Below are 26,319 nucleotides of genomic sequence, written 5' to 3' on the forward strand. Positions count from 1 at the left end.
AACCCCTATCCATAGCGGACAGATGGGTTCCCTTTGTTATTTGTAATTTCTAATTAGCTAACCTTCAAACGTCGTCAAGTAATGTCTCTTCTTCTAATCGTATTCTTTCCGCTTCCTCATATGTTTTATAGGTATTTGTCCTTCCAGTTTCCAATTCATCCGCAGTACTTACGAAATCCTCCGCGACAATATAACGCACTTTAGGAATCTCTTTGAATGTATCAAATGCCTCTGCGGGAATGGATTCAATACTATCATAAATTAAATCAAAAATGACATAGACCTTTTGTATAATTGGCATATATAACCCTCCATATAAAAAAACGCCCTAATAGAAATTTAGGACGTTTTTCAGTAATTTGTTTATGCTTCCTGAGCCACCCGAACAGGTAAGATTAAACCGAATTGGTCGTATCCTTCATTCTCGCTTTCTTCATTCACTGGTCGTACAATAATTGGTTTATTTTGACCAGACGATTTAAAGCGGATTTCTTTCGTTTGGATACTCTTGAGACATTCCTGTAAGTAATGAAAGTTAATGCCGAATTCAAATTCCGCAGAAACATCATCTATAAATAATTCTTCGTTTACATTTGTAATATCCGAATTGGCTTTAACGGATAGTGTAGGAAGAGTACCACCATTTAACTTAATGGAAATGGTCTTCTTTTCTTTTCCTACAGCTGTTTTCACTCTTTCTATCGCTTGAATGCATTCTTCACGATGAATGACAGCTTCCGCTTCAAACTCCTTGGGAATCAAGCGATCAATAGGTGGGTAACTCCCATCTAATAACCTAGTAGAGTATGTCATATTTTCCGTCGATAGTTTAAAGACCGCATCTTCATACTCTATCTTCATATCACCTTCCCCTTCACATAGCTTAATCATTTCTTTGACAGCTACACCAGGAAGGACAAGGTTATCTATCTGGTCTATTTCTTCATCAAGCTTAATGCGATGAACAAATAAGCGATGGCTATCGGTTGCAGCTACATTAATCCCATTGCCATCAGACTTTAGTTGAACACCTGTTAAAATGGGCCTCGTTTCGCTTACTGCTATGGAGTGTAGAACAGCCTTTAAACTTTCAGATAGTTGATCTCCATTAATAGTGAAGGACTTTGCTAATGTTTCGAAGGACTTCTTCGGAAATTCAGAAGCATCGCTTGTCGCAATGGAGTAAGAAGACTTTTTAACCTTAATATCTACTTTACTATCTTGAATATCAAGTACCACATCACCTTTAGGTAACTTTTTCATCATGTCTACAAACATAAGCGGTACCCAAAAGGTAACGTCCTCATCTGTCTCTACAACCTCATCCCCTGCAACCCTAATAGAAGAGTTTGAATCTGTAGCTAGTAACTCTACTTGAGTCCCTTTAGCTTGAACCAGAATACCATTTGTAAGAGTAGTTGATTTCTTGTCAGCTGCTCCAGCCGCTTTCATCAATAACTCATTAAACTTACTTACCTCTTTTACCTTCATTTGTACGCTCATCTTTCATTCCTCCTAAGTGTATATGTGTAATTTTGTGTATATATAAAAGAGCCATAGGAAACCCTATGACTCTCTCATAACAGTAATTAAATTAACCCCATAGAACGCAAAAAAGCCCCACGGGGAGACGACACACTTCTTCCAAAGAAAAATGTCACCCGTAGGGCTTGTAACTTCGTAACCAGGCTCAATAGAGCAAATAATAATTTAATATGCTCTTATTATACTAAACGTACAACTGCCGTTCAATCGATATATAGTAAAACATAGTCATTATATAGATAAGATAACTGCTTTATCGTTAATATGCCTTGAAACCCATGATAAAGAATTAACGCATCTCTAAATAAACAAGGTGTTTATTGTAAGGTAGATTAAAAAAATTCATTCATTTATAATATAATTTGGAAGGAGTTGGTTTTTATGGAAAAAGAAAACAACAAACAAGATCCAGTAAAAAAAGAGGTATTAGAATGGGTGAGTGATAATCCATCATTAAACGCCCGGATTAGGGAGGCATTCGATAATACCTCCGTGATAAAAAATGGAGTTAATTACACTCTTCCTGTCCTTTATGAGGTTGTATGGCATTACGCCTTGAACAGTAAGGAAAAAAATATGGGAACTTGGGATTGGAAAAAGAATGTTCGAGGGGTATTAACTTCAAGAACTACAGGAACAAGGGACATAACATGGGTGAGCCACAGCAAATATCAATTTAATTAAAAAAAAGGGCTGGGACATAAGTATTTCAGCTCACAAAAAATCCGAACTATATTTCGAAGTGTCCCTATAAGCTTCAAAATAGTTTCGGATTTTTCTAAATTAATTAACTTTATTTATGATGATAATTCGGCTTTAGGACTGGGGATTATAGTTTTGTCCCAGCCTCTTTTTTTTAAACATTATTTGTCTCGATATTTCTTGATTACCAGGCTCATCCCTATTATCAATGTAAGAGCAATTATTGCCATTAGTACATTTAATATTACTAATTGTGTATAAATATCATCCATCATCATTGCTAATGATTTTTTCAGTATATCGATATGAGAACCAATGTCGGACATAGAATTATCAATGTTACTTAACTTTTGATTAACATCATCATTCAATTTAAATTTCCTCCTTCAACACATTAAATCTATTTAAATTCTAGCTAAACAGATTTATATTTACATTTCAATAATTTACTAAAAAATTGTAAAAATTTTAAATTTACTGTTTTATAAATTTACATTAAATGTTAAATTACAAAATGTAACAAATTTTTGGAAAATTTAAGGAGGAGATAGTTGTGAAGAAAGTATTGTTGATTCCAGCTTTTTTGTTTGCCCTTGCTCTGATGATGGTTAGCTTTGGTGACACCTCTTATGCCGCTGCTAAGGAAGGCAGTTTTAAGACAAAAATTCTAGATATTCAAGTGGAGATACCTTATGAAAAATCAAGTGTTAATTTAGAGCGAGAATCAACTTCTGATTCAGAAACAATCAAGGTTTATGATAAAGAAACTGGAAAATTACTAAAGGAAAGTACAGTAGAAAAGGCAAACAAAAAAGCCATGTCCTTACAAGGAGACGTAACTACACAAGGAACTAGCTTATATACGGTGAGTGAATCTAGAGTAGATAATGGCTTAACTAGTACCTTGAACGCTGTTCTTGAGCTTTACGATTCGGGTTCATTCCGTCAAATCAATGCTGTAGATAACATGTATTGGACTACTTCCAGCGGAAATCATGACTTAGTGAATAAGCAGGCTTCTGACGTAGCAACTGATGGTTCATACCCAACTACTGAAGTACAAATTTCAGGAGCTGCTACAATTGAAGTAGAAATTGATCAAGGAGCATCAGCTGGATTTGAAGCTGCTGGATTCTCAGTTTCTGCTAGTACTTCAACCACATATACTGCAAGAAAAAATATTGAGGAAGGCTTCACATACTCAACTTACAACAGAGACTAAAAAAACGGCCTTCGGGCCGTTTTTTTTACCTTTGTATTTCTGATTTATAATGACGATTTACTTATTGTTCTTCCAACTTAACCTATGGAAAGGGGAATAAACATAAAAAAACACTCCGAGTATGCCTATAACATATTCAGAGCGTCAACCTTGCTAATATATTGTTAAATCTCTATCCAAATCTTTCTGCACACACTCCCAACAAGATCCTTTATAAGTTGGATGTTTCCCTAGAAACGTATGTTTAGCAGCATAGTATCTAGCATTCTCTTCTAAACCAAATAAGACATGACTCGTAATACTACACCCCATTTGGCAATAAGATACGGGAACAACCCATCTATCATCATCTTCTTGAATAATATCAAAATTATATTCCATTGAATGTTGTATTTCCTTTATTTGTTGCTTTTGGATAGTAATATCCATCATAGTAATCCTCCATCCTGCCTCTTATTGCTTTTTCATAAATGGTAGCTTAAATCCTTTTTTCTTCTTTGGTTGTAGCTTTTCAAATAATTCCTCACCTAACAAATCAATAGCAATACTCCCCATCTCTTCTTCTAGAATTTCTTTCTGGTCATCTTCTAATATTGACCAGGGGGACTTCCCTTCAACCATAGATAAGGTCATGCCTTCGATATGTGGAATTGGTATAGAAAATTTGGCATCTTGAAAACCATATGTTTGTGCTACTTCTTTAGCATATTTCTTTTTCAGTACATCTGTAGAATGATTTAATACCAAAGTCATCTTGTCTACTATACTCTCGTCAAAATATTCGTCAAAGTAACCTATATTACGGTTGATCCTAACGGGATCATAACCACTTGTAAACACTATGTGATTGGCTTGTTTTAATATGAGTTTTTCTTCATCCTGGTTAAAACTATGGGACATGTCATAAATAAGAAGCGGTATTTGCCTTGCATAACCAATAAGATAAGCAGATTTCATGATATTCCAATCTTTAATCTTATCATCAGGATGTTTCACTAAATAGGTAACATCATCTATGACCAAGTCACTTCCTTCTGAAACTTCATAGCCTTCATTGATAAGAGAATGCCAACTCTTCCAGTTTTCACTTATTTGAGATAAAGCATTTAATGAATCAAACCAATAGGGTTTGCTATATGGACTTTCTAGCACACCCACGGACAGATTAAGGTTAGTAAGATATTCTGCAAAGAGTCTGGCCATAGAAGATGAACCTGCTCCCTCATATGAACTAGCAAAGACGATTAATTTAGGACGGATCATGAGCTGTTCATATACAGGTGCCTGATTTGAAAGAACAGAGCCAAATTTAGGCATCCGGCCTTTCATCATAATATCTTCTGCTTCTCTTTCTTGCTGCACCTCTTTTTCCTTTTGCAACTCTTCTTGTACATTCTTAACCTTGTGCCTAAACCGCTCGATATTCTTATAATCAGGTCCGCTCGTTAATTGATTAAGGTAACCTGCAGGTAATTTACCCTCATTGAAAATATCTGTTACATTCAGCGTGGTTAGCTTTGTGAGAAAGATGTCGTCTTCCTTACGCTCACAATAAAAGACGATTCTCAAGTCAAAACTCAAACGCCTAATTTCCTCAATAACCGCTTCCCATTCTTGGTCCGATTCCTCCTCAGAACCTTCGCCTATTAAATCCTCACCAACGATGATCATATCTGGTGCAAACTCATTTACGCTCTTAACAAGATGCTTTCTTGTACTGACTATTCTTTGGACCTTACCAATTTCGTTGTGTTCTATGTCCTTTTTTAGAAAATCATCTAAATACTCGTCTCCAGTTCCTATTAAGATATCCTTCATAAGCTAACACTCTCTTGTTCATATAACTTATTTAAAAACCTATTAAAATCCTGATAGGATATTCCGTTAGATTTAATCTCTAGTGTCGTATATACCTGGTGTGTAATGAAATTCCAAGCTACAACATGAACTTCTATGTCCCCATTCTCCATCTTAGAGATACTACTTCTTTCTATCTCGCATGTTTTCGCAACATCCATTTGTGTAAGAGTTAAAACCTTTCTGAAGTAGGAAAGACACTCCCCTTTTGTGCTAGGTATAAATATTGGCATTAGTCTGTCATCTATGTTTTCCATTGGTTTCACACCTTTCTATGTACATAAAAAAAGACACAAACCCCTATGGATAATAGTGGTTTGCGTCTTCCGCCTGTCGATATGTTCTTCTGTCTTTTATTATACATGAAGTCTTTAGCTTAAGAAAGCTAGATTTAGTAGTTTCTATGAAGGTTCATAGCATCCAGAGCATTACCTCTGATTTCAATTCTATAGAAATCCTCACTAGTTACATATGGATTGTTTTCTGGATGATACCCTGTAAAGCTAAACATATACTCACCATCAGGGATATAATAGAATTCGTCTTTCCATAGTTCAGCTCGCCATTCATATTCGAATTGAGAGGTACTCACTAACGTAAATGCAGAGGAAGGTATGGTTACAGTTCCAATCTCACTAAATGTTACCTCACCTTCTACACGTTGGGCTGGAGTAGTGGTAACGTTTATAACGAATCTTTCACCTGCTTTAAAGACATTTGTGTCCTTATCAAGCCCTTGCTCTACCCAATACTTACCCCACTTAAGAGTATGCACTACTTCCGCTTCTATATCAGCAATATCTACATCGACTACATTAGTTGTGCTATCAGTAGCACCTCTATCATCGGTAACAGTAAGTGTAACATCATAACTTCCAGAATCCGCTAGAATGGTAGGGTATTCTTCAGACGATGTTTGCACACTGCCATCCTTAGCCTCAAAACGCCAATCATAGGAAACTATCTCTCCATCTATATCATAACTACCTTCAGGATCGAATGATATTGTGTCTCCTAGCATTGGTTTCGTAGGTTCCCAAGTAAAGATTGCTACTGGTTTTTCATTAGGTGGAAGTGGGTCTACAGTAATGGTATGTTGTGCTGGTACTTTGGAACGTAAATTGTCATTATCCCAAACATATAACTCCACATCATAGTCACCCTCTAGAGCATTGTTTATTGTTGGTTTTCTTGCTGAGCTCGTTGTTACATTTCCATTTGGTGCTGTTATAGTCCATTGATACTTATCTACAGAACCATCCGTATCGTATGAGCGGAAAGGATCTAATGTGAAGTTATCACCAACCATAAGCTCTTTAGGACTCCATTCAAATTCAGCATATGGATGTTGAGGGCCTAAAATCATTTCAACATACACATAATTATCCGTATTCTGGTTTTTCGCCCCTCTTGAATCAAAGACATACTGTGTAATCTTATACCTGCCAATACCAGCAAAGTCTCTTAAATCGTCGGGCTTTTCACCTGTGTTCCAAGTTTGCTGCACGTTATTATCTTCATCCACCAACTCGACTACCCAAGAATAGTTAATTAATTCATCACCATTCGGGTCTGAACTTGAATCGGTGTAATTAAGAATATCTCCCTTGTGTACAGGGTTTGGTGTTAAAGATAATTTTGAAATAGGTGGATCATTGTCTGGTAACACTTTAATGGTTTTCTCATATGGGTAAGAACGTAAAGAGCTACCTACACGTGGTATATCTCTTACCGTTAAGCTGGCTACATAAGAGCCTTCCCCTAATCCCATTGAAGAGAAACTATCAGGAAAACCACTTATGGTTCTAATAACATTGTCGTTACCTTCTCTACGAATCTCCATTCTATAGTCTGTTAATGGGTCACCATTCGGATCACTAGAGAAGTCTTTCCAGTTTAACTCTTCGCTTTCAGATACTGTATCTTGCACTTCATATTTAGCTTCTGGTCGAAGGTTTTCATTCTTCGTACTAATACGTTTTGTGATACTGTCAGATGCCCCATGAATATCCGTAACGGTTAATGTAACATCATAATATTTATTCCCTTGTAATGTGCCTGGAGGCAAGGAATCGTACGTAGTACCATCTACTGTGTAACTCCATTCATATTCATCGATTCCCTTGTCTGCTCGGTTCGTTTGAAAGTCTACATCGTAGGATGGAGATGAATCAAAGCTAACATCAAAATCTCCATTTCCCTTCGGTGTTAAGTCATACGTAAATTCTGCGATAGGTCTTCGGTGAACATGAACTTTATACTCCCTTACGATGCTCTCATCAGACCATTTTCTGTAATTATAGAAGCGGTCATCTCCGAACCATACTGGGTCATCCATAGCCCTTAACTCGACTAAGTACGTCCCTGGTTTCTTTAACTGCAGCGGTTCATCAACGTAAAGACCACTTTGCTCTATTTTACCTTTTTGGTTGTCTATCGTAAGGCCATGAACCTTCGTATTGTCATGAGTGAATTTCCATTCTTGCTTTAGCTTAGGGTCATTTTCGTAATCATCATAGGAGACGCTATAATCAATTTCATCCCCTAGAAGGATAGTAAACTCTTCACTATCTTCTTTTAAGGTATATCGCCCTAAGAAATAGTTCTGAATGTCTTGTGCGTATTTGCTATGGAAATCACTATCGTAGAAATTAAATGCACCTATAGTAGAAGTATTGCTCATTACATCATAATAATTAGCTCTATTGTTTTCTTGAGCAAAATTCCATAATGAAGCATGTTCGTTATTTGTCGTATTAATCACGCTATTTCTATCGGACGTGTTACTAAACCATGTCCATTCATTATCATCAAATCGAATATAATAGTTATCACTATCATCTTCGAAATCAGAGTTTATATATTGATTAACAAAGTCTGTGGTATCTACGTCATCCTGAGAACTACATCCATAGGTGGAATAGCTTTGAATTTCATATTCAGAATGATGGTCTGTATCTCTCAATTCATAGGTATATTCATAATAATCTAGAACTTTTTCATCTTTTGTAAATATGCAGGTAACCCTGTGACCTGAAGATATACACCCTTTCTTACTCCATCCAGAACCAGAGGGACTACCAGGGTCGCAGGAAGTTTCACCAGCAGTCTCATTAAATGTACATTGAGTATTAGTTAAATCTTCCTCATACGTATAAACAGCATCTCTGTCTCTATCTGTTACCGTCCATCCAGAACGACTATAACTTGAGTCAGTAGTGGTATGCGTATCATAATCATAGGTGGTCCAAGTAGTATAACCCCAATTGGGATCATTTCGAATACATTCACCGTCGGTATCTTGATGGTTATGAATATGATTAACTAGATGAACATTTGCATTAATACCCTTTTGTAACAAATTAGATTGTAAGTCCGCTAAGGCAGACTGCATAGATGATGCTTCATCATGGTCTATATCATAATAATAATGGTCTTTGTAATGTTCTTTGGATTCCCTATAAGAACCTTTATAGGTACGGGTATTATCTCCATAACTTTCACGGTCGTGTTTTTGTGTGGCTTCAATTAGACCACCTGTATCTACAAACAAATTAACGTTGATATCCCTACGCATTCCAAAATCAACGACTGGAGGAGCGTTTATTATTTCTACTGCTTTATCTTTACTCGCAGAATTCCAATATTGATCATCAAAATAGTTAGCAGTGGTAGCGTCTTTTCCTGCAAAATGATGTTCTGTAATATCTTTTCTATAGTGCTTATCATCAATAAACTCGATTAAAGTATCACTCTCAGGTATATGCTCAATCACTTCTAAAGCAAAACGGTATGAGCCAACTCTGTTCGATTCGAAAACTAGATTCTGAATGTTCTTGCTATTTACAACTTCCCTTGGTTTGTCTTGAATAGTTCCAAAAATATTATCATTATTAGAGTCATATTCTACATACCATATCCGCTGCTTAATCGGGTCACCATCATGTGATTGAGTAGAATCCTGTAGAATAATATTTGCTTTTCCACTCGAATCCCTTAAAACGTTTTTTTGAGTAGCAGTAAACTTAGCTGTAGGTTTTTTATCTGGTTGTACTTCTACCACTTTAGAAACAGGTTCAGATGTTTCATCATATTTATTAGTAACCGTAACAGTAACTTTGTATTTTCCAGATTCTCTTACTAAAAACTCCAATTCACTTTTATCCGAGCTATTTCGTATCTTAATTCCATCCTTTGAAATCCCAGAAGTTTGAGGCTCGATTTTATATGTGGTCTTATTGTAGTCTATTGGAGCTACGTCTGAACTTTCTGTACTTGCAGTAGAAAGCGTTGCATCTACTACCATTTTTCTATTTTCTTTTTTTATACCACCAACATGAAAATCTGCTACTGGTGTTGTAGGTAATACCTTAAATGATTTACTGGTTTCATCTGTAGCACCTTTATCATCAGTTACAGATAATGATGCAGAATGAGTTTCGGGTTCCGTCACCCTACTAAAATTCCAAGGTGGAGAACTAGAGTCACCATCTAATTCAAATTCATTCGATACTATACTACCGTCTGGATCATAAGAATCATTCTGTGCTTCAACTTCCTCTACCCAATAGTATTCATCTTCAACAAAGAAATCTGCTACAGGAGGTACATTGGGCTTCTCCACCGTTATATACTGTGTTGTTGAATCCGATAGTCCATTTGCATCTGTGACTGTTAGAGTAAACTTCCCCTTACCATGAACCTTAGAATTTAATGTGTAACTTGGATTTTGAGAACTGGAAAAATCCTCCCCTTTATACTTCCATTTCCATTTAACGATTTCAATTCCATCAGGATGAACTGACTTATCTGTAAGACTCACCTGGTCTCCACTTTCTAAATCAGAGGGAGAATACTCGAAATCTGCAATTGGACCACCGGGTTGAGGTTCGGGGTCTGGCTCAGGTTCAGGATCAGGTTCACCGTCAGATTCACCAATATCAATTGAAATGCTTTCTGTTTTAGAAGACCGATTAACTTGATCTTTAACTGTTAGTTCCAAATCCACTGTTCCAGAAGAACTAAATTGATGGTAAATCTTATCATTGAGAGTTGAACCACTTGCACTCCTTGTAGCAATCACCGTATTATTCGTTTTATCTCTCAAGGTATAAGTAATATCGTTATTATAGAAGTATTCGTTATCACTAGATACAAAGGATTCCCCAAATATATTTAATTGGACATTTTCACCTTGTTTAGCAGTACTAGGACCATCTAAATTAGCTCGTGGTCTCTTAGTTTGAGTTACGACTATTTTACCTTCCTCGAATTTATCAGCTCCTGGTTCACCTGTTTTAACTACCTCCAGGGTGGCTCCTGAACGCTCAACTACATCACGTATGTACCAACGTTCATATTCCTTGCCACTTTTGTCATTAATAATAGTAAGTTCAGTTTGATTTACGAACTCTGTATTACCATTAAAGTGTTGACTCCAGTAAGTATCTTCTCTGATAAACACTCTTGCTAAATGTACCTCGTTATCCATCGTGGGCCTTAACAGAGCACCAGTTTGTTCTTGGACCGTTTCACCATTGGTTTTTATTACTTCTATTTTCCAATCATCATGATACACATAATCTTCTTCGAGAAATCTTTTTATATTCAATAAAAGGTCTGAAGAAGGGTCTGTTACCTGATCATAGCCATCTTTTTTGGTTGCATCATACCAGGATCCCCTAGGCAAGGAATCCGCATAGGCAACTTGTATAGCTGAAAATATGATCACACCTATTAATGAAAGAATAAATATAGTCCGCTTATTTAATACTTCCATTGGTTTTTTCCACATCATTGGAATATCACCTACTCCTGTAAAATTAATAATTAAAAACCAAAAAAAAAACGCAAAAAACCCTATTTAAAGGATTTTTCGCGTTTTCCGCCTTTTCGTATAAATATTCTAATTGGTATTATACAGCAAACTTCTAAGAATGGAAAGATTAGTTAACAATTGACTTAATAAATCAATCCCATCCTAAGATATGCTGTTTCTTCCCTTCATTAACTGTAGTATCTATCTCTTCTAAATCATAATTTGCTATTTGATAGTGTCCAAACGTTTTTGAATGACGGGAATCTAGACCTAACAAGCAAACAACATCTTCAATCGGTGCATACAGAACTTGCTTTGTTTCCTTTCCAACTTCTATATCTTTTAATTGTGGCTCTACTGATAGTTGCTGTTCTACTCCATTAACTGCAGTAGTTCCAGTAGATAATTGAATGGATTTTCCTTTGTGCGTTATCTTTAAATTTCCATCTACTAATTGAGTATCTACTAATGTATTTTCAAAAAGACCATTAATGTCCATCATTAATGTTCCATCCACCTTATAAGCAGCGCTTGCTAATGATGATATATGAATATCCTTTTGTTTATACGTAGGGAACTCCGTACTATACAAAGCTACATCTATAAAGAAGCCATCTTCTTTTTCTGGGTGAGTCGGAAGCCATTCTTTTATTTGCGTTTGGTTCACTCCCCAATCCAATTCAAAATTATTGAATGTTTCTGGCTTATAAAGTACAGAATCTTTGTAAGCTTTCCCCTCAAATGATATAACCTCATACTTTGGATAGTTTCCTTGATAGTTTCTAGTAAACCAATAATCTTCTATAAAATCTCCTGTTAGATATTCAAAGGTTGGCTCTGGGGCTTCATCTACTCTTCCTGATTCAATAAATTCTTTATACCATTCTCCCATTAGAGATTGTCTGACAATACCATGCTCTCCATGAAAGTCTCTTCGAGTAACTATTTCATACTCACCTTTCTCTTCTTTTAACTGTGATAACGACATATTTTTATAGTCACTTTTGTTGTCTTCTTTTACTTTAAATACCATACTCACACGTTCCTTTAAAGAAACACCATTTACTCCCTTAATATCGTTAGAAACATGTAAGGTGTATTCTCCTTCAGCATAACTATTATTATTTCTTAGGATAACCTGACTAGTAGCTGCGTTTTCCTTGTATTCTACTTCTGTATCCCCTACAATTTCTCCATTTTTCGTTACATAAACGGTGTTGTTATTAACGGTAGCTGGATCTAAGAATGTATTGAAGGTTATCGTCCACTCCTTATTTTCGTCAACGATATCCGTCAGCTCTTCCGCTTCACTATGCTCACTACCCATAAACGTTACAGCAATAAGAATTGTAATCATCATACTTAAGGTATAAAATGCTTTTTTCATCTCTCCCACTCCTTTGATCTTTGTAATTATATTTTACCACAAATTATAATATAATACATATATATGTATTATATTTCGATATGTAACCAAAAAATAAACCCTATCGGTTTCATTCCTTCTCTTAAAATAGGAATGCAACCCATAGGGTTTGCTACTTCGGAACCAGGCTCATCATGAGCAAAAAGTGGTAATATGGTTAAAATATAACAGTAATATGTTGAAAAAACAACCTTGATTTTCACCCTATTTTTAGTACTTATATTCCTCAATGGCTACAAAGTAAGTAGGCTCATCGTCCGAAATGATTGTAGTTTTTAAGATAGCAACGATTGATGGTCCATTTATTGGCCTTTCTATGTCAATTCCATTCGATACATCTTTAAATTTGTATATAAAAGACTTAAAGGGATACGAGATGGGAGAACCAGTTACAGGGTTGGTATAACCGCTATAATCAATAAAATCCATATGTATGATCTCAATTGGCTTCTTATAGAAGTGGGAAAACTTTGGCGTAAGATCACTATTCAGATTCAAGTTTCGAACTAGCGATTGTTTAAACGCGGTAATAGCTCTCCCCTGTTCATAGACAATCTCCATATCACTTATTCTATCTTCATCCACTTGTAGCCCAGCGTCATGAATCGCATTGTTTTTCGCATATTGCATGTTCAAAAGAGCTCTTTCTTTTAAATTCATTTGAACATCTCTATTTTCCATAGAAAAAAACATGATAGCGGCAAACATCAGAAGAAACACTTTCTCCATTATGAACCCTCACTTTATTGCACATATTCACTCATAAGAGATGAGACATGTACATGCTTCAAATCTACTTCACTTGAACTAATCATATTATCGATTAAGATATTGGTGTACTCATTCGGAACTTCGATACGGGCAGAGATATACTCCCCTCTATTTACAACCCCTTGCGTATGCTCTAATTTAATTTGATTCTCTTCATACCCTACTTCTTTTAGCATATCTTTCATTTCCTTAATAATGGACGGGGAATAATAACCTTCAACTGCTGCTAGAGCGGTACCTCGTTCTATTGCAACCTTAGCTATGGTGTTTCTAGCCTCTTCCACTTCATTTAATTGAGGTTGAAACAACATGATCAATGTAATAGGCATTGTCAAAAATAAAATGATTAACTTTTCCATTCATATCACCTCATTAAAATTATGAAAGAGCAGCAACGAATGCCACTCTCTCATGAATTAGTTTTAGTTGCTTGTTGAAATGCCTGCTAAATCGGAAGTGTCTGTGTTTGCATTTGAAATGACTGTAGAAGTATTCGTCTTAGTCGTATCCGCATCTGATTTAATTCCATCCACCGCATCATTACCAAAAGATACAAACACAATAAGCACAACAAAGATTAATAATATTTTTTCCATTAGAAAAATTCCTCCTAATTAAGAATTGATTTTATTTATGTTAACCAGGCAATCAACCTGTTTTAACCTTGTTCACAGCATCCATTACATCCCCATACCATAATTGGAATGCTACAAATACATTAGCAAAGACAAATACTGCCCCTATGCCAACCACTACCATAATCATGGTTTTACGTTTGGTTAAGTACTCTTTATACTCGTTATACATACTGTTGGCAAAGACCTTTTGTCTTTCTTCTATTAATTCAAAGGCTTCATCAAAGGATTTATCCTCAATATCTTTCATAAGAACAGCTAATGATGTAGCTTCTTCACTACCAATGTCTTCTTCAAATAAATCCCAAGCCTTATGAAATTCCTTTTGTTCTAATAATGGCATCATTCGTTCTAAGGTTGGTCTTATTGTCTTATAATAAGGAACCAAGCGGTTCATCAAATGGTATAAATTACGAATACGTCTTCCTCGTGACTTAAACTCTGCTTTAATTTCGTTATATAGCTGGTACACTTCTTCGTTTTTATCCTTGATATAGCGCTTACGAATCGCCCTAAAGATATAAAGTGCTGGCATTGGTTTTACAGGTGCCATTGCGATTGGTAAAAGCAATAGTGTGATCGTTTCCGTTGTAGCTAGTATATTAATATTGAAAGCAAACTCTACCATACTAATAATTAGAAGCGTTGCTAGAATGAGTACTCGAACACCGTTATAACGTGCACTAGTAAAGTAAGCAGGAAGACCATAAGAGCGAAAGAATCGGTCGTACTTTGGATTTTGTAATTTTTGCAACCATTCCTTGCCTTGGTCTGTAAGACGACTAGCTTTAAATCTTCTTTTCCGGCGTTCATCGTGTCCACTTTGGACCGAGTATAAGAATGTCAAAAGAAGGAGAACTGCTATTAAAATAATGTAGCCCTCTTGAAAATACTGATACAAAAACTCTTTCATTCGTTCACCTCCACTTATCTTCTACTAGGACGTTTTACCATGATAGCTAACCCTAGATTAATAACTCCTAGAATCATAGACCACATAAATACCTGGAATCCTTCCGGTGTATTGAAATGGTAATGTAGGGCTTCCCCTTTTATAAGGAAGCGATCATTTAAGTAAATAAGAGCAAATGTCATTGGTAAAGGTAGATACCCCATATACGCAACTTCTGCTGATTCTGTCTCCGCTTCTCTTGCTCTCATCTTCATATTCGACATGTCTTTTACGATATCGTTAAGTAAAATCTCAACGTCTGAACCATCCTTACATGCCTTAAGAATAGTAACTGAGAGGTTCTTTGCTCTTGTGAGTCGCCCTAACTGAAAGGCAAATGTCTCAATGGCCATCTCTTTGATTTCATCATCGTCATGCATACGAGCAAACATCTTCGCAAAGATAACACCTAGTTTTCCATCCAATTCTTCTGAAACATCCTTCAAGGCATATAACATATTGTTATGGGAGCGTTGATAAGATTTCAGTAACTCTACTGTTGCATCTGTAATGTGTTCTTGAAGTAAGGATTGAATCTGTTTGTGGCGAAAGTAAGCATAACCAATAGGAATTCCATAACTAACTAGCAAGGCAGTGAGTATAGAGTATCCTCTATTACCTGTGATAGTAAGGTTAATCACCAAAACAAAAATGAAACCAGTTAAGTGATATAAAAGAACCTTATAGAACATGTGATATTGATACTTTGGAAAAGCGGAAGCCAACAGGTGGTTATACTGGCGAAATGGAGTTATTTTCAACCACTTTGTATTCACGATAGCAGAACGTTTTTTGCGATTGATCTTATATCGTGCCTTAACATTTCTAAAGCTAAAACCAATGTTGGCAAAGACAGCTATCATCCCTATAATGCCTACTAAGTACGTAGCATATTTCAAAATGATACTTAGGTATGCAGCCATCTAACTCCCCCTTTTCGCAAAGTAGTTACCTGAGATTACTCGTTCTTCCTCTTCCATTGGATATTTCTCTGCCAGTTCTTCTAGCACTCTCTTAAACTCCATGAAATACCTTTTATTATATTTCCTTGCTATACGCTGAAACCGCTTCGGTAGGTCTGCGTTGAATGTCCACGTATCTGTTAAGTCGTCGTATAACATGATTCGGTGCATATTTAACTTGAATGTTGCATTATCGAAGTCATATATCTGGATGGATTCTACTTTTTTGACTAGCTCATCGTCTTCATCATCACTTTCTTGATAGAATTCATCCATCGAGATAGAGTAATGAACGTTTTTGGCAAAAGCTTTGTAGACTAAATCCGGATTAAAATCATGACTGAAATACTGCATATAAAGACTAGAGAGAATTTCAGGTATATCCATCGGGTCTAAGTCATGTAATGTACCTAATACCTGTTTGATACCTTGAATACTTGAGCGACGATAAAGACCTGCTTCATGCTCGCGGATTTCACCACAAACAACTCGGTGAATATCATGTCTTAACATTGCCTTTGGAATATCCTTCTCAAATTCCTCACCTTCTCCGATAATGTGATCACAGAACGTGTTTGGAAATTGTGAGCGAGGATCAAACTCTGCCACAACCTCTGAATACATTGTATTTAGTGGCTCTGGAGTTAGCTTGCCTTGCCGATTTGTATATAAGAACTCCCCCATGATGGTTTGAAGCATGGTTGACTTTCCACATCCAGGAGGGCCTGCCAAAATACCATTACACAGTAGGTGGCTTAGGTTTTGAAACAATGGGATAGATTCGCTTGGAATGGTTCCGTAATTTGCCTGAACCTCAAACTTGTAATCTTGTACTTTCTTCCGTCGAATTGTAATCTTAGGTTCACGATGCATTCTATAAGGGATCATGATAGAGATACGATAATTATCGAATGTTCTTGTTTCAACTTCCGGTTTTGAATAAGCATTTAATTGTGTATCTGGATACATGTTGGCGAAGCGGTCTGCTACTTTGAAGACACGTTCCTCTGAACGAAAACCAAAGGATTGAAGCTCCCAACCCCAATTACGTTTAATTTTGATATCTTTCCCTATAGCTTGAGCACCTTCACTTTCTTTTTCGTACTTAAAGAAAGCTAAGGGTCCCCAACCAAACTCTTCTTCAAAAACCGCTTCTACTAAGTTCAGATAGTAAGGTGGGTGAACAATATCTTTTTTACCGCTATTGGAAATATAGTTTTCAATAGTCTTTTTAATCATGTTCACATGCTCTGGAACGCCTCTCATAGCATTATGATAGATTCCCACGTAATTCTCTTGGCTATTACCTTCTTTGTTTTGCTGTACCTTTTCATCGTAAACCTCATAAACATAGTCTTTAGCTTGGTCACACAAGCTATAAAAAGCATCATATACAGCAGAAGTAGACGAGAATTCATCATCATTGATTGTCGTTTGGCTGTTTAATTGATTCTTGATATCAAGTGCTCGACGTTGGTCAGGAGATACATAATGCTCTTTTTCTATTACTGAATTTGTCATGAGAACATCTTCTCCTTAATGGAAGAAAACCAATTCTTATTTGCTTTTTTCCCTTCACTTACTAGTTCTTGATTCAATGCTTTAGCAATTCCATCAATCGCCCTGTTATAAGGTTTGAATATCGTATCGTACAAAACCCCATCCTCATATTCAGCGTCGGCTGCTTCAGGGAAGAAAGGTATATGACTAATCATAGGAATATCCAATGTCTCTGAAATATGCTTAGGAGTAATGATGGCATTGGTAGCATACTTGTTGACCACTAAATACGAAGAAGGCAACTCTAAATCAAATTTATCTATGATTTGTTCGTTCCAACGTTGATATTCGTTTAGAGAGATAACTTCTTGCGTGGCAATTAAGATATGTGTACCAGCTTCTTTCAACGCTGTCATTGCTAGGAAAGAATCATAGAAGCTTCCTACATCCAAAATCACTATATCGAATTCTCTTTTCAGATATTGAATCATTCGTTTAATAGGTGTTTCCTTGAAGCTTGGCGCTTTGTATAGGTCTGAGTTTCCTGGCAAATAATGAACTCCATGTGACTCATCCATATACTTCATAAGTGTCTCAGCATCACGTATAACGTCACTTTCTAAATGGTCGTATATATAATCAAGAGAATACTTGTTATCCAAACCTCGAACATAGCCTGGGTTATAGGGGTTTAAACCTACAACAGCTACACGTCGGTTATATGCGGCAAAAGATCTTGCTAAGGATAAGGACGTTTGTGTAGTACCACATTGGCGGTGTGTCCCACGAATAGCAATAACGTGGTCATTATCCGTATTCTCTTTTTCTTTGAACCAACTTGTCTGAATTATATTTTTCAACTCATCGTCTCTTATATCATTAAATACAGGTTTTATGTCATGAGCTATGCATGACTTTTCGAAGAACTCATCTTTCTCTTTCATCAATATAATAAAGTGGTGATTAGGAAAAACTTCACGAAACGATAATAGATCTTGAGTGTTGAATCCATTTTGGTCCAAAAGAATAGCTTTCACCTTTTTATCTTTTTTCAGTTCATCTATTGAGCTAAACTCCTGTACAGCTTGAATAGATGGTATGGACTCGAGCGTTTGAGTGATATTCGCTCTACTAGAATGTACACCTACTCTCATCTAACATCATCCTTTCCTATCGACTTAAGATAAACTCATACCCTGCCTGATTGAGTTGACTCAATTTATCAAATTGGTCTGGCGTTAAGGAAAGCTCAATCTCAGCTGGTGCAGAAGTTCCGTTTAAGCGATCATCAGTAAAATTAGCACCTGTTACTTCCCCGTTTTGCGTGTTCTTTACATACGCAACAGGTACCTTTGTAAATATATACTTACCTTCATTTACGTTTTCCTCATTGTTCGCATTGTTTTGGTCAACTTGTTCTCTTAATTCATCCTCAGATAGTAAATCTTCCTCTCCATCAATAGCTTGTTTATTCTGAGCTACATTTTTATTATGAACAGCCTTGATGTTGACCTCGTCATAACGTCTAAGTGTTCCTTGTAGCTCAAGTAGCCATTTGTTAGGTATTGGAAAGATATCATGTGCATCTGTTGGCAATAATTGACCGTTATATAAATACTTTGGTGAAATGAATGAACTGGTATCCAACGTTTGGATCGTTCGATTTCCTACTATCTCTTCTTTTTTCTTGATCATATTTTCATGATACATTTCTCGCGGAACTGATTTGATAACCAAGTCCTCTTCTTCGATTAGTGTGTCCTTGTCTAGTTGATGTTTAGCTACTACGACATCTACGGAATCCAAATCACCAAAAACATTCATTTCTTGAACTATGACGGCCCCGATAAATAATGAGAAACAGACCAAAGCAATGAAATGATTTTTGTTGAATTTTCTGGTCATGCATTCTCCTCCATATTCATGTGATGAAGTCCATATCAAATACATCAATGGACACATCGTTTTCTTCTTGCTCTGCAGTTCTCCAAGCGGTACGAATATTATGTAAATGTTCATCTACGATAAATAGTTGCATGAAATCCTGTTCAAATGAATCGAATGAATGCACCAAGGATCGAATACCTTCATCAGCTGAAACACTCCATACAAGCACCGTTTGTTTACTGTCTTCAAAAACTTTAGGTAAAGTTTCATGTTTGGCATGATACTTTCGATACTGTGATAACTTCCGCTTCATAAAGCGTAGAGGACGGCTTTTTTGTTGCAACCGCTCTACAATGAACTCCATCTTCCCAGCTGGCGTATCCAGTTGAAACACTGCATGTGGTTGTTCTACTTCTGGCGAAATAAAAGGGAAGAACAAAAACTTATTTCGGTCTAACACCTTTTTTTGAAGTAGTTGAATGCGAATATCATTTAGCAGCGGATAAAACAGATGGCCATCTATGGAACTCGCTATCTTAATTGGATTTGGTAGATCCTTTAACCCCAGCAGGAACCCCAAGTAGTTTTTTGCAGCGATTCCAATTGACCAAAGATACTCCCGTTTGTTATAAGAGCTTTCAACTCTCCATGCGTCCAACCACCCGTTTTTTTGAAGGACACGAAGGCGAGTACCTAACTTATGTTCTTGAGGGAACTTAGGCTTATAGAGTGCTCTTAGTTGTTTTTCCGTTAGTAAGGTTGCCCTTGCTAATGTAACTGCTATATCAATATCCGTTTCTGTAATTTGCCCCGTTAAAATTCTATGTTGAACCACATCCAGGTTTAAATCTGGTCTTCGATCCCATCGAAACATTTCAATGTCTAACGTAGGATCATCATAAAGGGATACGGAATCATGTGAATCTTTCCAAATATCCATTGTTCAGCCCTTAGAGTGCACCGAACGTCTGATTTTGCAAGATGTTAGCATGATTTGCTTCCACCTTACGTATAATCATCTTTCCTCGGCGATTGTCCTTATCGAGGAATTTGATAACGCCCGTTGCTTTTACCCCTGGCGGAAGGTAGTCATTGTATTTATCACGAAGCGGACTTGTTAAGTTACCAATAATTGAAATTCCATTCGGTAATTCGCAAAAGTAAGAATTATGTCCAACAGCTTGCCCTGTAATTTTTACGGAAACATTGTCATTTGGTTTGTAGTAAGCGTCTATATTCTTCCAACGCTCTTCCAACTCATTGATTTGTAAATCTCTACGACTTAAGCGTACTCTATGAGATACGGATGTTTTCTGTTTGTTCTCTAGTGCATCTACTGTAAGAACTTTTGCTTCAACCACCGTACCAATAGGAGTAGTCTCTTTGAGATTAGGAGGTCGCTCAATGCTCCACTGTCCTGGAGGGATAATACAAGGATAGCCATTCACTTCTAGGAAAACTAAGCCATTGTCATCTACACCAGTTACAGTCCCTTTCACCACATCGCCTTCACGAACGCTTTGAATAAATTGCTCTGCAACCTTTTTCAAACCTTCAATACGGCTTACTGTTATCACGCTTCCATTTTCATCCTCAGTAATGTCTTTAACAGTAAATGGGACCCTTGTTTGCATAAACCCTTGATAGCTCCCTAGCTTACGCTCTTCAAAATCCTCTTCCTTACAATAAACAAATTCACCTTGATAGTTGATAATGATCAATTTCTCTTTTTGATTTCCAACGGTTACATCTCGAATTGTTTCGACTTCACCGTATTGAACCCACTTTCTAGCTGCGGATTCTCTCAACATCTCCAACAGTACATTGTTCATTAAGTCCTCCCCCTTCGTTTTGTTCTGAGCTTACATAATGCTCTCTGTAATCAGCGGTTTTGGATAATAAAAAAAACGCAACTCTCCCTAATCAGCTCGATTAGAGAAAATTGCGTTTTCCGCCTTGAAAATATTCAGAATGTAATTTAAAAGTTTCTAAAACAAAGGATATATAAGTTTAGAAAAAAATTCAAGTGTTAATTTTAATTTCTAATAGATATTACTTATGACATATGGAGTAAAAATGCCTAGTAGTCCTTCCTTAAATTACTTTATCCCATCACTAATTTATTATCTACTTTCCTCTTTTTTGACGTATTCTTTCTAACATAGTCCTTGCATCATCTGATACCTCTACATCTTCAAGATCATTATACGCTTGGTTTTCTACCACACCATCCACATCATTTAGTTCAGCAGAAGAGCTATATTGCTCAACTTCCCCTATCTCTTCATCTTCAACAACCTCATTAGTTGGTTCTGTAAAATGGTTCATGAAGGATTTGGTAGATTTAGATTCTTGTTCAGATTCTACATCGTTATTTTTAGAGGCATGCTTTGTCTCTTGTTCATTATTCATAAATAAAGCGGAGAAGGATTGCCCCTTTCCTTTAGGTGAATCTGATTCCTCATGCTGTTTATGGCTTGAAGACTCAACTGTTTCTCCACTCTCCTTTGGCTCCTTTGTAGAAGTAGTAGAATGTTCAAACTCTCCATCCTTAGAATGGTGTTCTTGTGGAGATGGTATCTCAGAAGCGGATTCTTGTTTATCGTCTATCGTTTCCTGTGCAACTTCCGCATAGATTCGACCAAAACGAGATGTAGATTGGCTCGTTTCATCTTGCTTATCTATAGTACCTATGGATGGTTCTTCTACTTGTTCCGTAGAAGCAGCCACTTCTGGATCATCCTCAACTGCTCTTGTTCTTCGTTCAAGTGTGCTTACTCGTTTATGACGGAAACGGTTTGAGCTTTGTGACGTTTCGTTGGATACCTCAACAGGCTCACTCTCCGCTTCTGAACTATCCTCTTCTTCAACCTCATAATCATTAACCTCAATCGTTTCAATCTGTTCTTCGCTTCTCCAATAGTTCATGAATATTTCAAGAGAATCTTGTTCCAGATCCTTGGCCCACTTCTCCGATTCATCAAAATCTAGAAAATCACCAATTGCTCTAAACCCACGCTTCGTTGATTTATCCTCTACCATACGAATATACGTATATCGAAACTCTTGGAACATAATATCATCAGCTGTTGCAATTTCCTTCTCCTCTTTGGTTGTCTGCTCCATCACGGAGTAATTAGGAGACTGCATTGTAGCAGGAGTAGTCGATTCTCGGTGTTGCATATCTTCTACAACCTTTGTACCTAAGTAACGTGATAGCAATTCTCCATCATAATCAGACACACCACCATAAACGATTAGGTTACGAATGGTACCAAGCATGGACTGTGTGAAATCCTTACCGAACTTAACACCAAATTGCGTGAGGGTTTGGCATGCAACTAGAGGTGCTATTTTGTACTTACGCCCTTGTGACGCTAACTGCAGGAAGTCCTCGTTCATGAAATCATAGAATTCATCGCAATATAAGGATACGAGTGGTCGTAAATCCTCTGGTTTTTTCTCATGCTCGCTTCCTCCATCACGACGAAAAACAGCATTCTGCACACATAGAAGAACCAGCTTTCCAAAGGCAGCACTAGATGTCGCTCCTACTTTACCTAAATCCGTATTGCAAAGTAAGATACCACCCTTACTCATTAGCGTATCTAGATTCACCCCACGTTCTACGGTAAAGATACGTGCAAGGTATTCGTTACCCACCAGATAGGAGAGTAAGTTTCGAGTGGTTCTAGTAAACTCCTTCTGTAAATCCTCTATTCTAGGCTTATTTGCATGTTCATGCCCTTTTTCATATAACTGAACCTTTCCATCCCGGTCTTTTTCAACTTTTAACGCATCATTTCGGAACCATCTTATCTTACTTTTGACTAACTTCCAGTGAATCTTTTCATCTTTTGTTGCTAGTTGTAATTCCTCATCAGACGGAATGGTCTTCTCTACTTCTTCTACTAAATCCATCACAAAACGAGGGTCCTGATACATACGGTCAAGGTCTAATAAGTCACACTCATTACCTCTCGCATATTTCAAAATGGAAACATAGTTTTTTACCGCTGTCTTGGATGCTTGACGAAAGAACTCATTTTCAGTACGTGAAATGGAGTCAAGAACATCCGCTATCATTTCCCCTATCTGCGTTGTCGGACCAATGAGCGGATTAATACCTGGTGTCTCAGGGTCAGCTGGATTTAAGTAGGTAATGAACTCCTTTGGAATCCCATGATCATTGGCTATCTTGTAAGCGGAGTCACACAAGTCTTTAGCAGGTTCTATAATTATAGAACCAATAAGATACTGCCCCAACTCCTTCTTAAAATCTCTAGTACCAGGCTCATACTTATCTAGAATAGCTGGAAACTGATTGATGGTTCGTTGTAAATGCAGAAGGTCTTGTCGAAACGCTTTGATGATTTTCATTGATGTTTTACCCGAACCAGGAGGACCAATCAACAAGGTCCCTAATTGACGAGTATCACCTGTGAAAATGACAGGGGCATTGTTTTCTTCTTTCCTAGCAACCTGAATGTCAGGCATTTTATTAATGGAATCATCGCCAAAACGTCCTAACCAACCCCGCTCAAATTTAAAGGTACGAAACCATTCTTGTAGGTTTTCATCTTCTTTATATTTTCCGTACAAGAATAGAAATAAGGATATTGCAATGAATTGGGGAATCAACATAAGTACATAACCAATCAACTCTAACGAACCCTTGTTCAGAACATCGCTGTATTTTGAGTTGTCATGAAGGGAAAGAAGATCCTCAAACCCAGCATGGTAAATCAAAACTGAGAAGTACATCGCAATGTAGAACACTAAAGCACCCCAACTTAGCAGAAAACTTAACGCTCGGCGAGGTACGGATTTGTTGAATTCTTTCACCCTTGTCGAGATGGTCCATGTACTAACCACAAGCAAGAACATTAAAAGAAGATGGAACCAAGAGATATTATTAGGGGGAATATACATAGTGTAGGATAATACACGCCCAAGGAGCGGTGTATGTTCAACCGCTTCAGGTTTTGACCAAGTAATCCCCTTCATGAACAATGCTAAAAATTGACCAATAAAAGCAACAAACAGCCAACCTATAAAAAGATGGCCAAGTAAGGTAATGATATATGGCAGCTTACGCTGTTCGTTCAACCAACTTTTTAAACTGCTCATAATTGACATTCCTCCCACACTACTTTGCGGTACTTCATATTACGTTGATAAGCTTTCCCCCACTTTTGTTCATCTGTAATCTCATCATAAGCTACATAATACAATTCTGAATCTTTCAAATGAACATCTCTTGCTAAAGAGTCATGGTCAGGATACATGAGGATAACAGAGGCTTTATCAAATAAGGTTAAGTTACCTTCTTGAAGCCATTTATTTAACACGCGAGCTTTCGCTATTGGGTTCACCCAACTCTCGTAGCAAAAGTAAACAAATTGAATCTCGCTTGTACTTTGGGTTTCTTTTAAGATAACGCGATCCACTTCTACAGGGAGTTGTAATTCTTCTTTCCATGACATTTCCTGTGAAGCCAATGCAATCTTCCCTATAGCATAATGGTCATTTGCATTTCGAACTAACCTGAGAAGTTCATTGTAATCACTGTATGCTTCACCTGCTACCAAATGGAGATTTCGATTAAGATAAGCGCTTACCACTTTAGCTGTGGACTCAGGTGTTCCTTCAAATACGGTAAACTTGTCTTGAATAAGCTCCTCTTCAAATGAATGAAAAAGCGTTCCTCGGATATTGATATGTCTTGTAGTGTTGTTTGATTCATTAGGGTAGTACACAACCATATTCGAAACTGGTAACGTATCATACCCCTTTAACCGCTCCCATTTATCTAACAGTTCTGTACGGCTCATCGTACCTCTGTCACATTCAACCGACATAAGCGGGTGAAGTTCCAACTGATTGTAAAGCTCTTTTCTAGCCAAATACGGAATGTATAAAGGATTGTCATAAGGACTCTCTTCTAACAAACGATTAATTGTTTCGTTTTGTTGGAAGAATAACCAGTCTGGGCGATACCCCACATTATCCTCATCCTCTAGAAGCGGATAACGTCTCCATTCGCAATGAGGATAATACTGAGTAAGTTTCCCTTTAACATCCGCTAACCATTCCTGGAGAGCATAATGGTGTGAATAGTTACCTCTAAAACGAAGGTCGTCTAATGTGTAGTGATATTTAAAGTCATCTAAATCAGGTACATATTCCTCGACTTGAAGAATATCCTCTACCACAATTCGTAACCCTAAATTCGTAAGAGAATAAAAAGTTACCGGAACTCGTGCTATGCCATTTCGAGAATTTGATGATAATAGTTTCCTTTGTGCTAAAGTACGGAGGCGATTTCGCACCGAATTCTCCTTCACTTGGCAATCAGCTATTTGATAAAGCTGCCGGACAGTTAACGAACGATGATGATATAAAGCCAATAGTATACGATAATCCACCTCATGATTCTTTCGTACAAGTAAACGAGTATCTGGAAAGTGATAGGAGCGGTTACGCTCCGCTTCAACCGATTTGTGAGATGTATTATTTTCAGATTCCATTTTCAAATTACCTCTCCCCTTTTTTCGAACCAACGAAAAAAAACGCAAAGCATTAGACAACTAGCATAGTTAGCCAGTCGTATAACACTTTGCGTTTTCCGCCTTCGTGATTTGATTAGAGTTATTTTCCACAACATCATACCATTTTTTTCGAAAAACAACCAATCGTTTTTAATCGCATCTAAGAGTATAAAGTTTCTATACGAATTGAAACGAAAATTTTCGAAGGAGTACCTTTCGTAGAAATTCGTAACCACTGGTATCTAATTTTTTCACCATCAAAATTGAAGACAATATAGGGCGAGGTTTTTGAAAAGGCGCAGTACTATATTTAGCTCGGGTGGGCGGTGTTGCTAGAAACAGGGACGGCTCACTAGTTGAAATGGAATTTTCGTTACAGCTAAAAACACTGTATACACAGGGGTTTTGAACGTTAAGTAGATAGTTAAACAGCCTAGTAATCTTTCGATTAACGAACCCAAATGCTCAAGTAATAGCTGACCTAGCAGATT

At 37.0% G+C, this 26,319-nt stretch carries 22 protein-coding genes; 2 read left to right on the top strand and 20 right to left on the bottom strand.

Going from position 1 to position 26,319, the window contains the following annotated elements:
- Window positions 1–64: 64 nt before the first annotated feature.
- Together GLW08_RS20230 and dnaN are read right to left on the bottom strand one after the other, a co-directional pair.
- Window positions 65–301: a hypothetical protein gene (locus GLW08_RS20230; RefSeq protein WP_160850424.1), complete on the bottom strand. Its 237-nt coding sequence runs from the start codon at window positions 299–301 to the stop codon at window positions 65–67.
- A 62-nt stretch (window positions 302–363) separates the two neighbouring features.
- Entirely contained in the window at window positions 364–1,503 is a 1,140-nt protein-coding gene (gene dnaN / locus GLW08_RS20235; RefSeq protein WP_160850425.1) for a DNA polymerase III subunit beta, read from the bottom strand.
- A 423-nt stretch (window positions 1,504–1,926) separates the two neighbouring features.
- Here dnaN and GLW08_RS20240 point away from each other — a divergent pair, with 423 nt between their 5' ends.
- Entirely contained in the window at window positions 1,927–2,229 is a 303-nt protein-coding gene (locus GLW08_RS20240; protein ID WP_160850426.1) for a hypothetical protein, read from the top strand.
- A 179-nt stretch (window positions 2,230–2,408) separates the two neighbouring features.
- Here the strand turns inward: GLW08_RS20240 and GLW08_RS20245 are convergent, their stop codons facing one another.
- Window positions 2,409–2,618 carry a hypothetical protein gene (locus GLW08_RS20245; protein ID WP_160850427.1) on the bottom strand — a complete coding sequence of 70 codons (210 nt, stop codon included), beginning with the start codon at window positions 2,616–2,618 and terminating at the stop codon, window positions 2,409–2,411.
- A gap of 182 nt (window positions 2,619–2,800) precedes the next feature.
- Between GLW08_RS20245 and GLW08_RS20250 the strand changes: the two genes are divergently transcribed.
- A complete protein-coding gene (locus GLW08_RS20250; RefSeq protein ID WP_160850428.1) occupies window positions 2,801–3,469 on the top strand; it encodes a hypothetical protein in 669 nt (222 codons plus the stop codon).
- A gap of 153 nt (window positions 3,470–3,622) precedes the next feature.
- On the opposite strand, the gene GLW08_RS20255 is transcribed toward GLW08_RS20250, so the two are convergent.
- From GLW08_RS20255 to GLW08_RS20335, 17 genes are all read right to left on the bottom strand, one after another.
- Window positions 3,623–3,901: a hypothetical protein gene (locus tag GLW08_RS20255; RefSeq protein ID WP_160850429.1), complete on the bottom strand. Its 279-nt coding sequence runs from the start codon at window positions 3,899–3,901 to the stop codon at window positions 3,623–3,625.
- Window positions 3,902–3,922: 21 nt separating this feature from the next.
- A complete protein-coding gene (locus tag GLW08_RS20260) occupies window positions 3,923–5,287 on the bottom strand; it encodes a hypothetical protein (RefSeq protein ID WP_160850430.1) in 1,365 nt (454 codons plus the stop codon).
- The gene (locus tag GLW08_RS20265) at window positions 5,284–5,583 is read right to left on the bottom strand and encodes a helix-turn-helix domain-containing protein (RefSeq protein ID WP_160850431.1); all 300 of its coding nucleotides are present in this window, start codon (window positions 5,581–5,583) and stop codon (window positions 5,284–5,286) included. Before GLW08_RS20265 ends, GLW08_RS20260 begins: the two co-directional genes overlap by 4 nt.
- Window positions 5,584–5,717: 134 nt before the next feature.
- Window positions 5,718–11,123 carry a PKD domain-containing protein gene (locus GLW08_RS20270; protein WP_160850432.1) on the bottom strand — a complete coding sequence of 1,802 codons (5,406 nt, stop codon included), beginning with the start codon at window positions 11,121–11,123 and terminating at the stop codon, window positions 5,718–5,720.
- A gap of 172 nt (window positions 11,124–11,295) precedes the next feature.
- A complete protein-coding gene (locus GLW08_RS20275) occupies window positions 11,296–12,531 on the bottom strand; it encodes an Ig-like domain-containing protein (RefSeq protein WP_160850433.1) in 1,236 nt (411 codons plus the stop codon).
- Window positions 12,532–12,780: 249 nt separating this feature from the next.
- Window positions 12,781–13,299, bottom strand: a complete 519-nt coding sequence (locus GLW08_RS20280) for a hypothetical protein (RefSeq protein WP_160850434.1) — start codon at window positions 13,297–13,299, stop codon at window positions 12,781–12,783.
- Window positions 13,300–13,313: 14 nt separating this feature from the next.
- Window positions 13,314–13,700 (bottom strand): hypothetical protein, encoded by a 387-nt coding sequence (locus tag GLW08_RS20285; protein ID WP_160850435.1) that lies wholly within the window; start codon window positions 13,698–13,700, stop codon window positions 13,314–13,316.
- A 63-nt stretch (window positions 13,701–13,763) separates the two neighbouring features.
- Window positions 13,764–13,937, bottom strand: a complete 174-nt coding sequence (locus GLW08_RS20290; protein WP_160850436.1) for a hypothetical protein — start codon at window positions 13,935–13,937, stop codon at window positions 13,764–13,766.
- Between the two features lie 52 nt (window positions 13,938–13,989).
- Complete coding sequence (locus tag GLW08_RS20295) at window positions 13,990–14,889, bottom strand: hypothetical protein (RefSeq protein ID WP_160850437.1); 900 nt, start codon at window positions 14,887–14,889, stop codon at window positions 13,990–13,992.
- Window positions 14,890–14,903: 14 nt separating this feature from the next.
- Window positions 14,904–15,851 (bottom strand): hypothetical protein, encoded by a 948-nt coding sequence (locus tag GLW08_RS20300; RefSeq protein WP_160850438.1) that lies wholly within the window; start codon window positions 15,849–15,851, stop codon window positions 14,904–14,906.
- On the bottom strand, window positions 15,852–17,411 hold the full coding sequence (locus GLW08_RS20305; protein WP_160850439.1) for an ATPase, T2SS/T4P/T4SS family: 1,560 nt from the start codon (window positions 17,409–17,411) through the stop codon (window positions 15,852–15,854).
- A complete protein-coding gene (locus GLW08_RS20310) occupies window positions 17,408–18,544 on the bottom strand; it encodes an AAA family ATPase (RefSeq protein WP_160850440.1) in 1,137 nt (378 codons plus the stop codon). Before GLW08_RS20310 ends, GLW08_RS20305 begins: the two co-directional genes overlap by 4 nt.
- Window positions 18,545–18,560: 16 nt before the next feature.
- Window positions 18,561–19,295, bottom strand: coding sequence for an SAF domain-containing protein (locus tag GLW08_RS20315; RefSeq protein ID WP_160850441.1), 735 nt, complete (start codon window positions 19,293–19,295; stop codon window positions 18,561–18,563).
- A gap of 16 nt (window positions 19,296–19,311) precedes the next feature.
- Entirely contained in the window at window positions 19,312–20,217 is a 906-nt protein-coding gene (locus GLW08_RS20320) for a hypothetical protein (protein ID WP_160850442.1), read from the bottom strand.
- 10 nt (window positions 20,218–20,227) lie between these two features.
- Window positions 20,228–21,109 carry a S1 RNA-binding domain-containing protein gene (locus tag GLW08_RS20325; protein WP_160850443.1) on the bottom strand — a complete coding sequence of 294 codons (882 nt, stop codon included), beginning with the start codon at window positions 21,107–21,109 and terminating at the stop codon, window positions 20,228–20,230.
- Between the two features lie 295 nt (window positions 21,110–21,404).
- Window positions 21,405–24,407 carry a type IV secretory system conjugative DNA transfer family protein gene (locus tag GLW08_RS20330; RefSeq protein ID WP_160850444.1) on the bottom strand — a complete coding sequence of 1,001 codons (3,003 nt, stop codon included), beginning with the start codon at window positions 24,405–24,407 and terminating at the stop codon, window positions 21,405–21,407.
- Entirely contained in the window at window positions 24,404–25,807 is a 1,404-nt protein-coding gene (locus tag GLW08_RS20335; RefSeq protein ID WP_237458522.1) for a replication-relaxation family protein, read from the bottom strand. Before GLW08_RS20335 ends, GLW08_RS20330 begins: the two co-directional genes overlap by 4 nt.
- Window positions 25,808–26,319: the final 512 nt, after the last annotated feature.

The organism is Pontibacillus yanchengensis (genome assembly GCF_009856295.1).
In the GTDB taxonomy this organism is placed as follows: domain Bacteria; phylum Bacillota; class Bacilli; order Bacillales; family BH030062; genus Pontibacillus; species Pontibacillus yanchengensis_A.

Bases quoted from the DNA above. Each gene is read 5' to 3' on its own strand.
- GLW08_RS20230 (WP_160850424.1), bottom strand. From the start codon at position 301: ATGCCAATTATACAAAAGGTCTATGTCATTTTTGATTTAATTTATGAT.
- dnaN (WP_160850425.1), bottom strand. From the start codon at position 1,503: ATGAGCGTACAAATGAAGGTAAAAGAGGTAAGTAAGTTTAATGAGTTA.
- GLW08_RS20240 (WP_160850426.1), top strand. From the start codon at position 1,927: ATGGAAAAAGAAAACAACAAACAAGATCCAGTAAAAAAAGAGGTATTA.
- GLW08_RS20255 (WP_160850429.1), bottom strand. From the start codon at position 3,901: ATGATGGATATTACTATCCAAAAGCAACAAATAAAGGAAATACAACAT.
- GLW08_RS20260 (WP_160850430.1), bottom strand. From the start codon at position 5,287: ATGAAGGATATCTTAATAGGAACTGGAGACGAGTATTTAGATGATTTT.
- GLW08_RS20265 (WP_160850431.1), bottom strand. From the start codon at position 5,583: ATGGAAAACATAGATGACAGACTAATGCCAATATTTATACCTAGCACA.
- GLW08_RS20270 (WP_160850432.1), bottom strand. From the start codon at position 11,123: ATGATGTGGAAAAAACCAATGGAAGTATTAAATAAGCGGACTATATTT.
- GLW08_RS20275 (WP_160850433.1), bottom strand. From the start codon at position 12,531: ATGAAAAAAGCATTTTATACCTTAAGTATGATGATTACAATTCTTATT.
- GLW08_RS20280 (WP_160850434.1), bottom strand. From the start codon at position 13,299: ATGGAGAAAGTGTTTCTTCTGATGTTTGCCGCTATCATGTTTTTTTCT.
- GLW08_RS20285 (WP_160850435.1), bottom strand. From the start codon at position 13,700: ATGGAAAAGTTAATCATTTTATTTTTGACAATGCCTATTACATTGATC.
- GLW08_RS20290 (WP_160850436.1), bottom strand. From the start codon at position 13,937: ATGGAAAAAATATTATTAATCTTTGTTGTGCTTATTGTGTTTGTATCT.
- GLW08_RS20295 (WP_160850437.1), bottom strand. From the start codon at position 14,889: ATGAAAGAGTTTTTGTATCAGTATTTTCAAGAGGGCTACATTATTTTA.
- GLW08_RS20300 (WP_160850438.1), bottom strand. From the start codon at position 15,851: ATGGCTGCATACCTAAGTATCATTTTGAAATATGCTACGTACTTAGTA.
- GLW08_RS20305 (WP_160850439.1), bottom strand. From the start codon at position 17,411: ATGACAAATTCAGTAATAGAAAAAGAGCATTATGTATCTCCTGACCAA.
- GLW08_RS20310 (WP_160850440.1), bottom strand. From the start codon at position 18,544: ATGAGAGTAGGTGTACATTCTAGTAGAGCGAATATCACTCAAACGCTC.
- GLW08_RS20315 (WP_160850441.1), bottom strand. From the start codon at position 19,295: ATGACCAGAAAATTCAACAAAAATCATTTCATTGCTTTGGTCTGTTTC.
- GLW08_RS20320 (WP_160850442.1), bottom strand. From the start codon at position 20,217: ATGGATATTTGGAAAGATTCACATGATTCCGTATCCCTTTATGATGAT.
- GLW08_RS20325 (WP_160850443.1), bottom strand. From the start codon at position 21,109: ATGAACAATGTACTGTTGGAGATGTTGAGAGAATCCGCAGCTAGAAAG.
- GLW08_RS20330 (WP_160850444.1), bottom strand. From the start codon at position 24,407: ATGAGCAGTTTAAAAAGTTGGTTGAACGAACAGCGTAAGCTGCCATAT.
- GLW08_RS20335 (WP_237458522.1), bottom strand. From the start codon at position 25,807: ATGGAATCTGAAAATAATACATCTCACAAATCGGTTGAAGCGGAGCGT.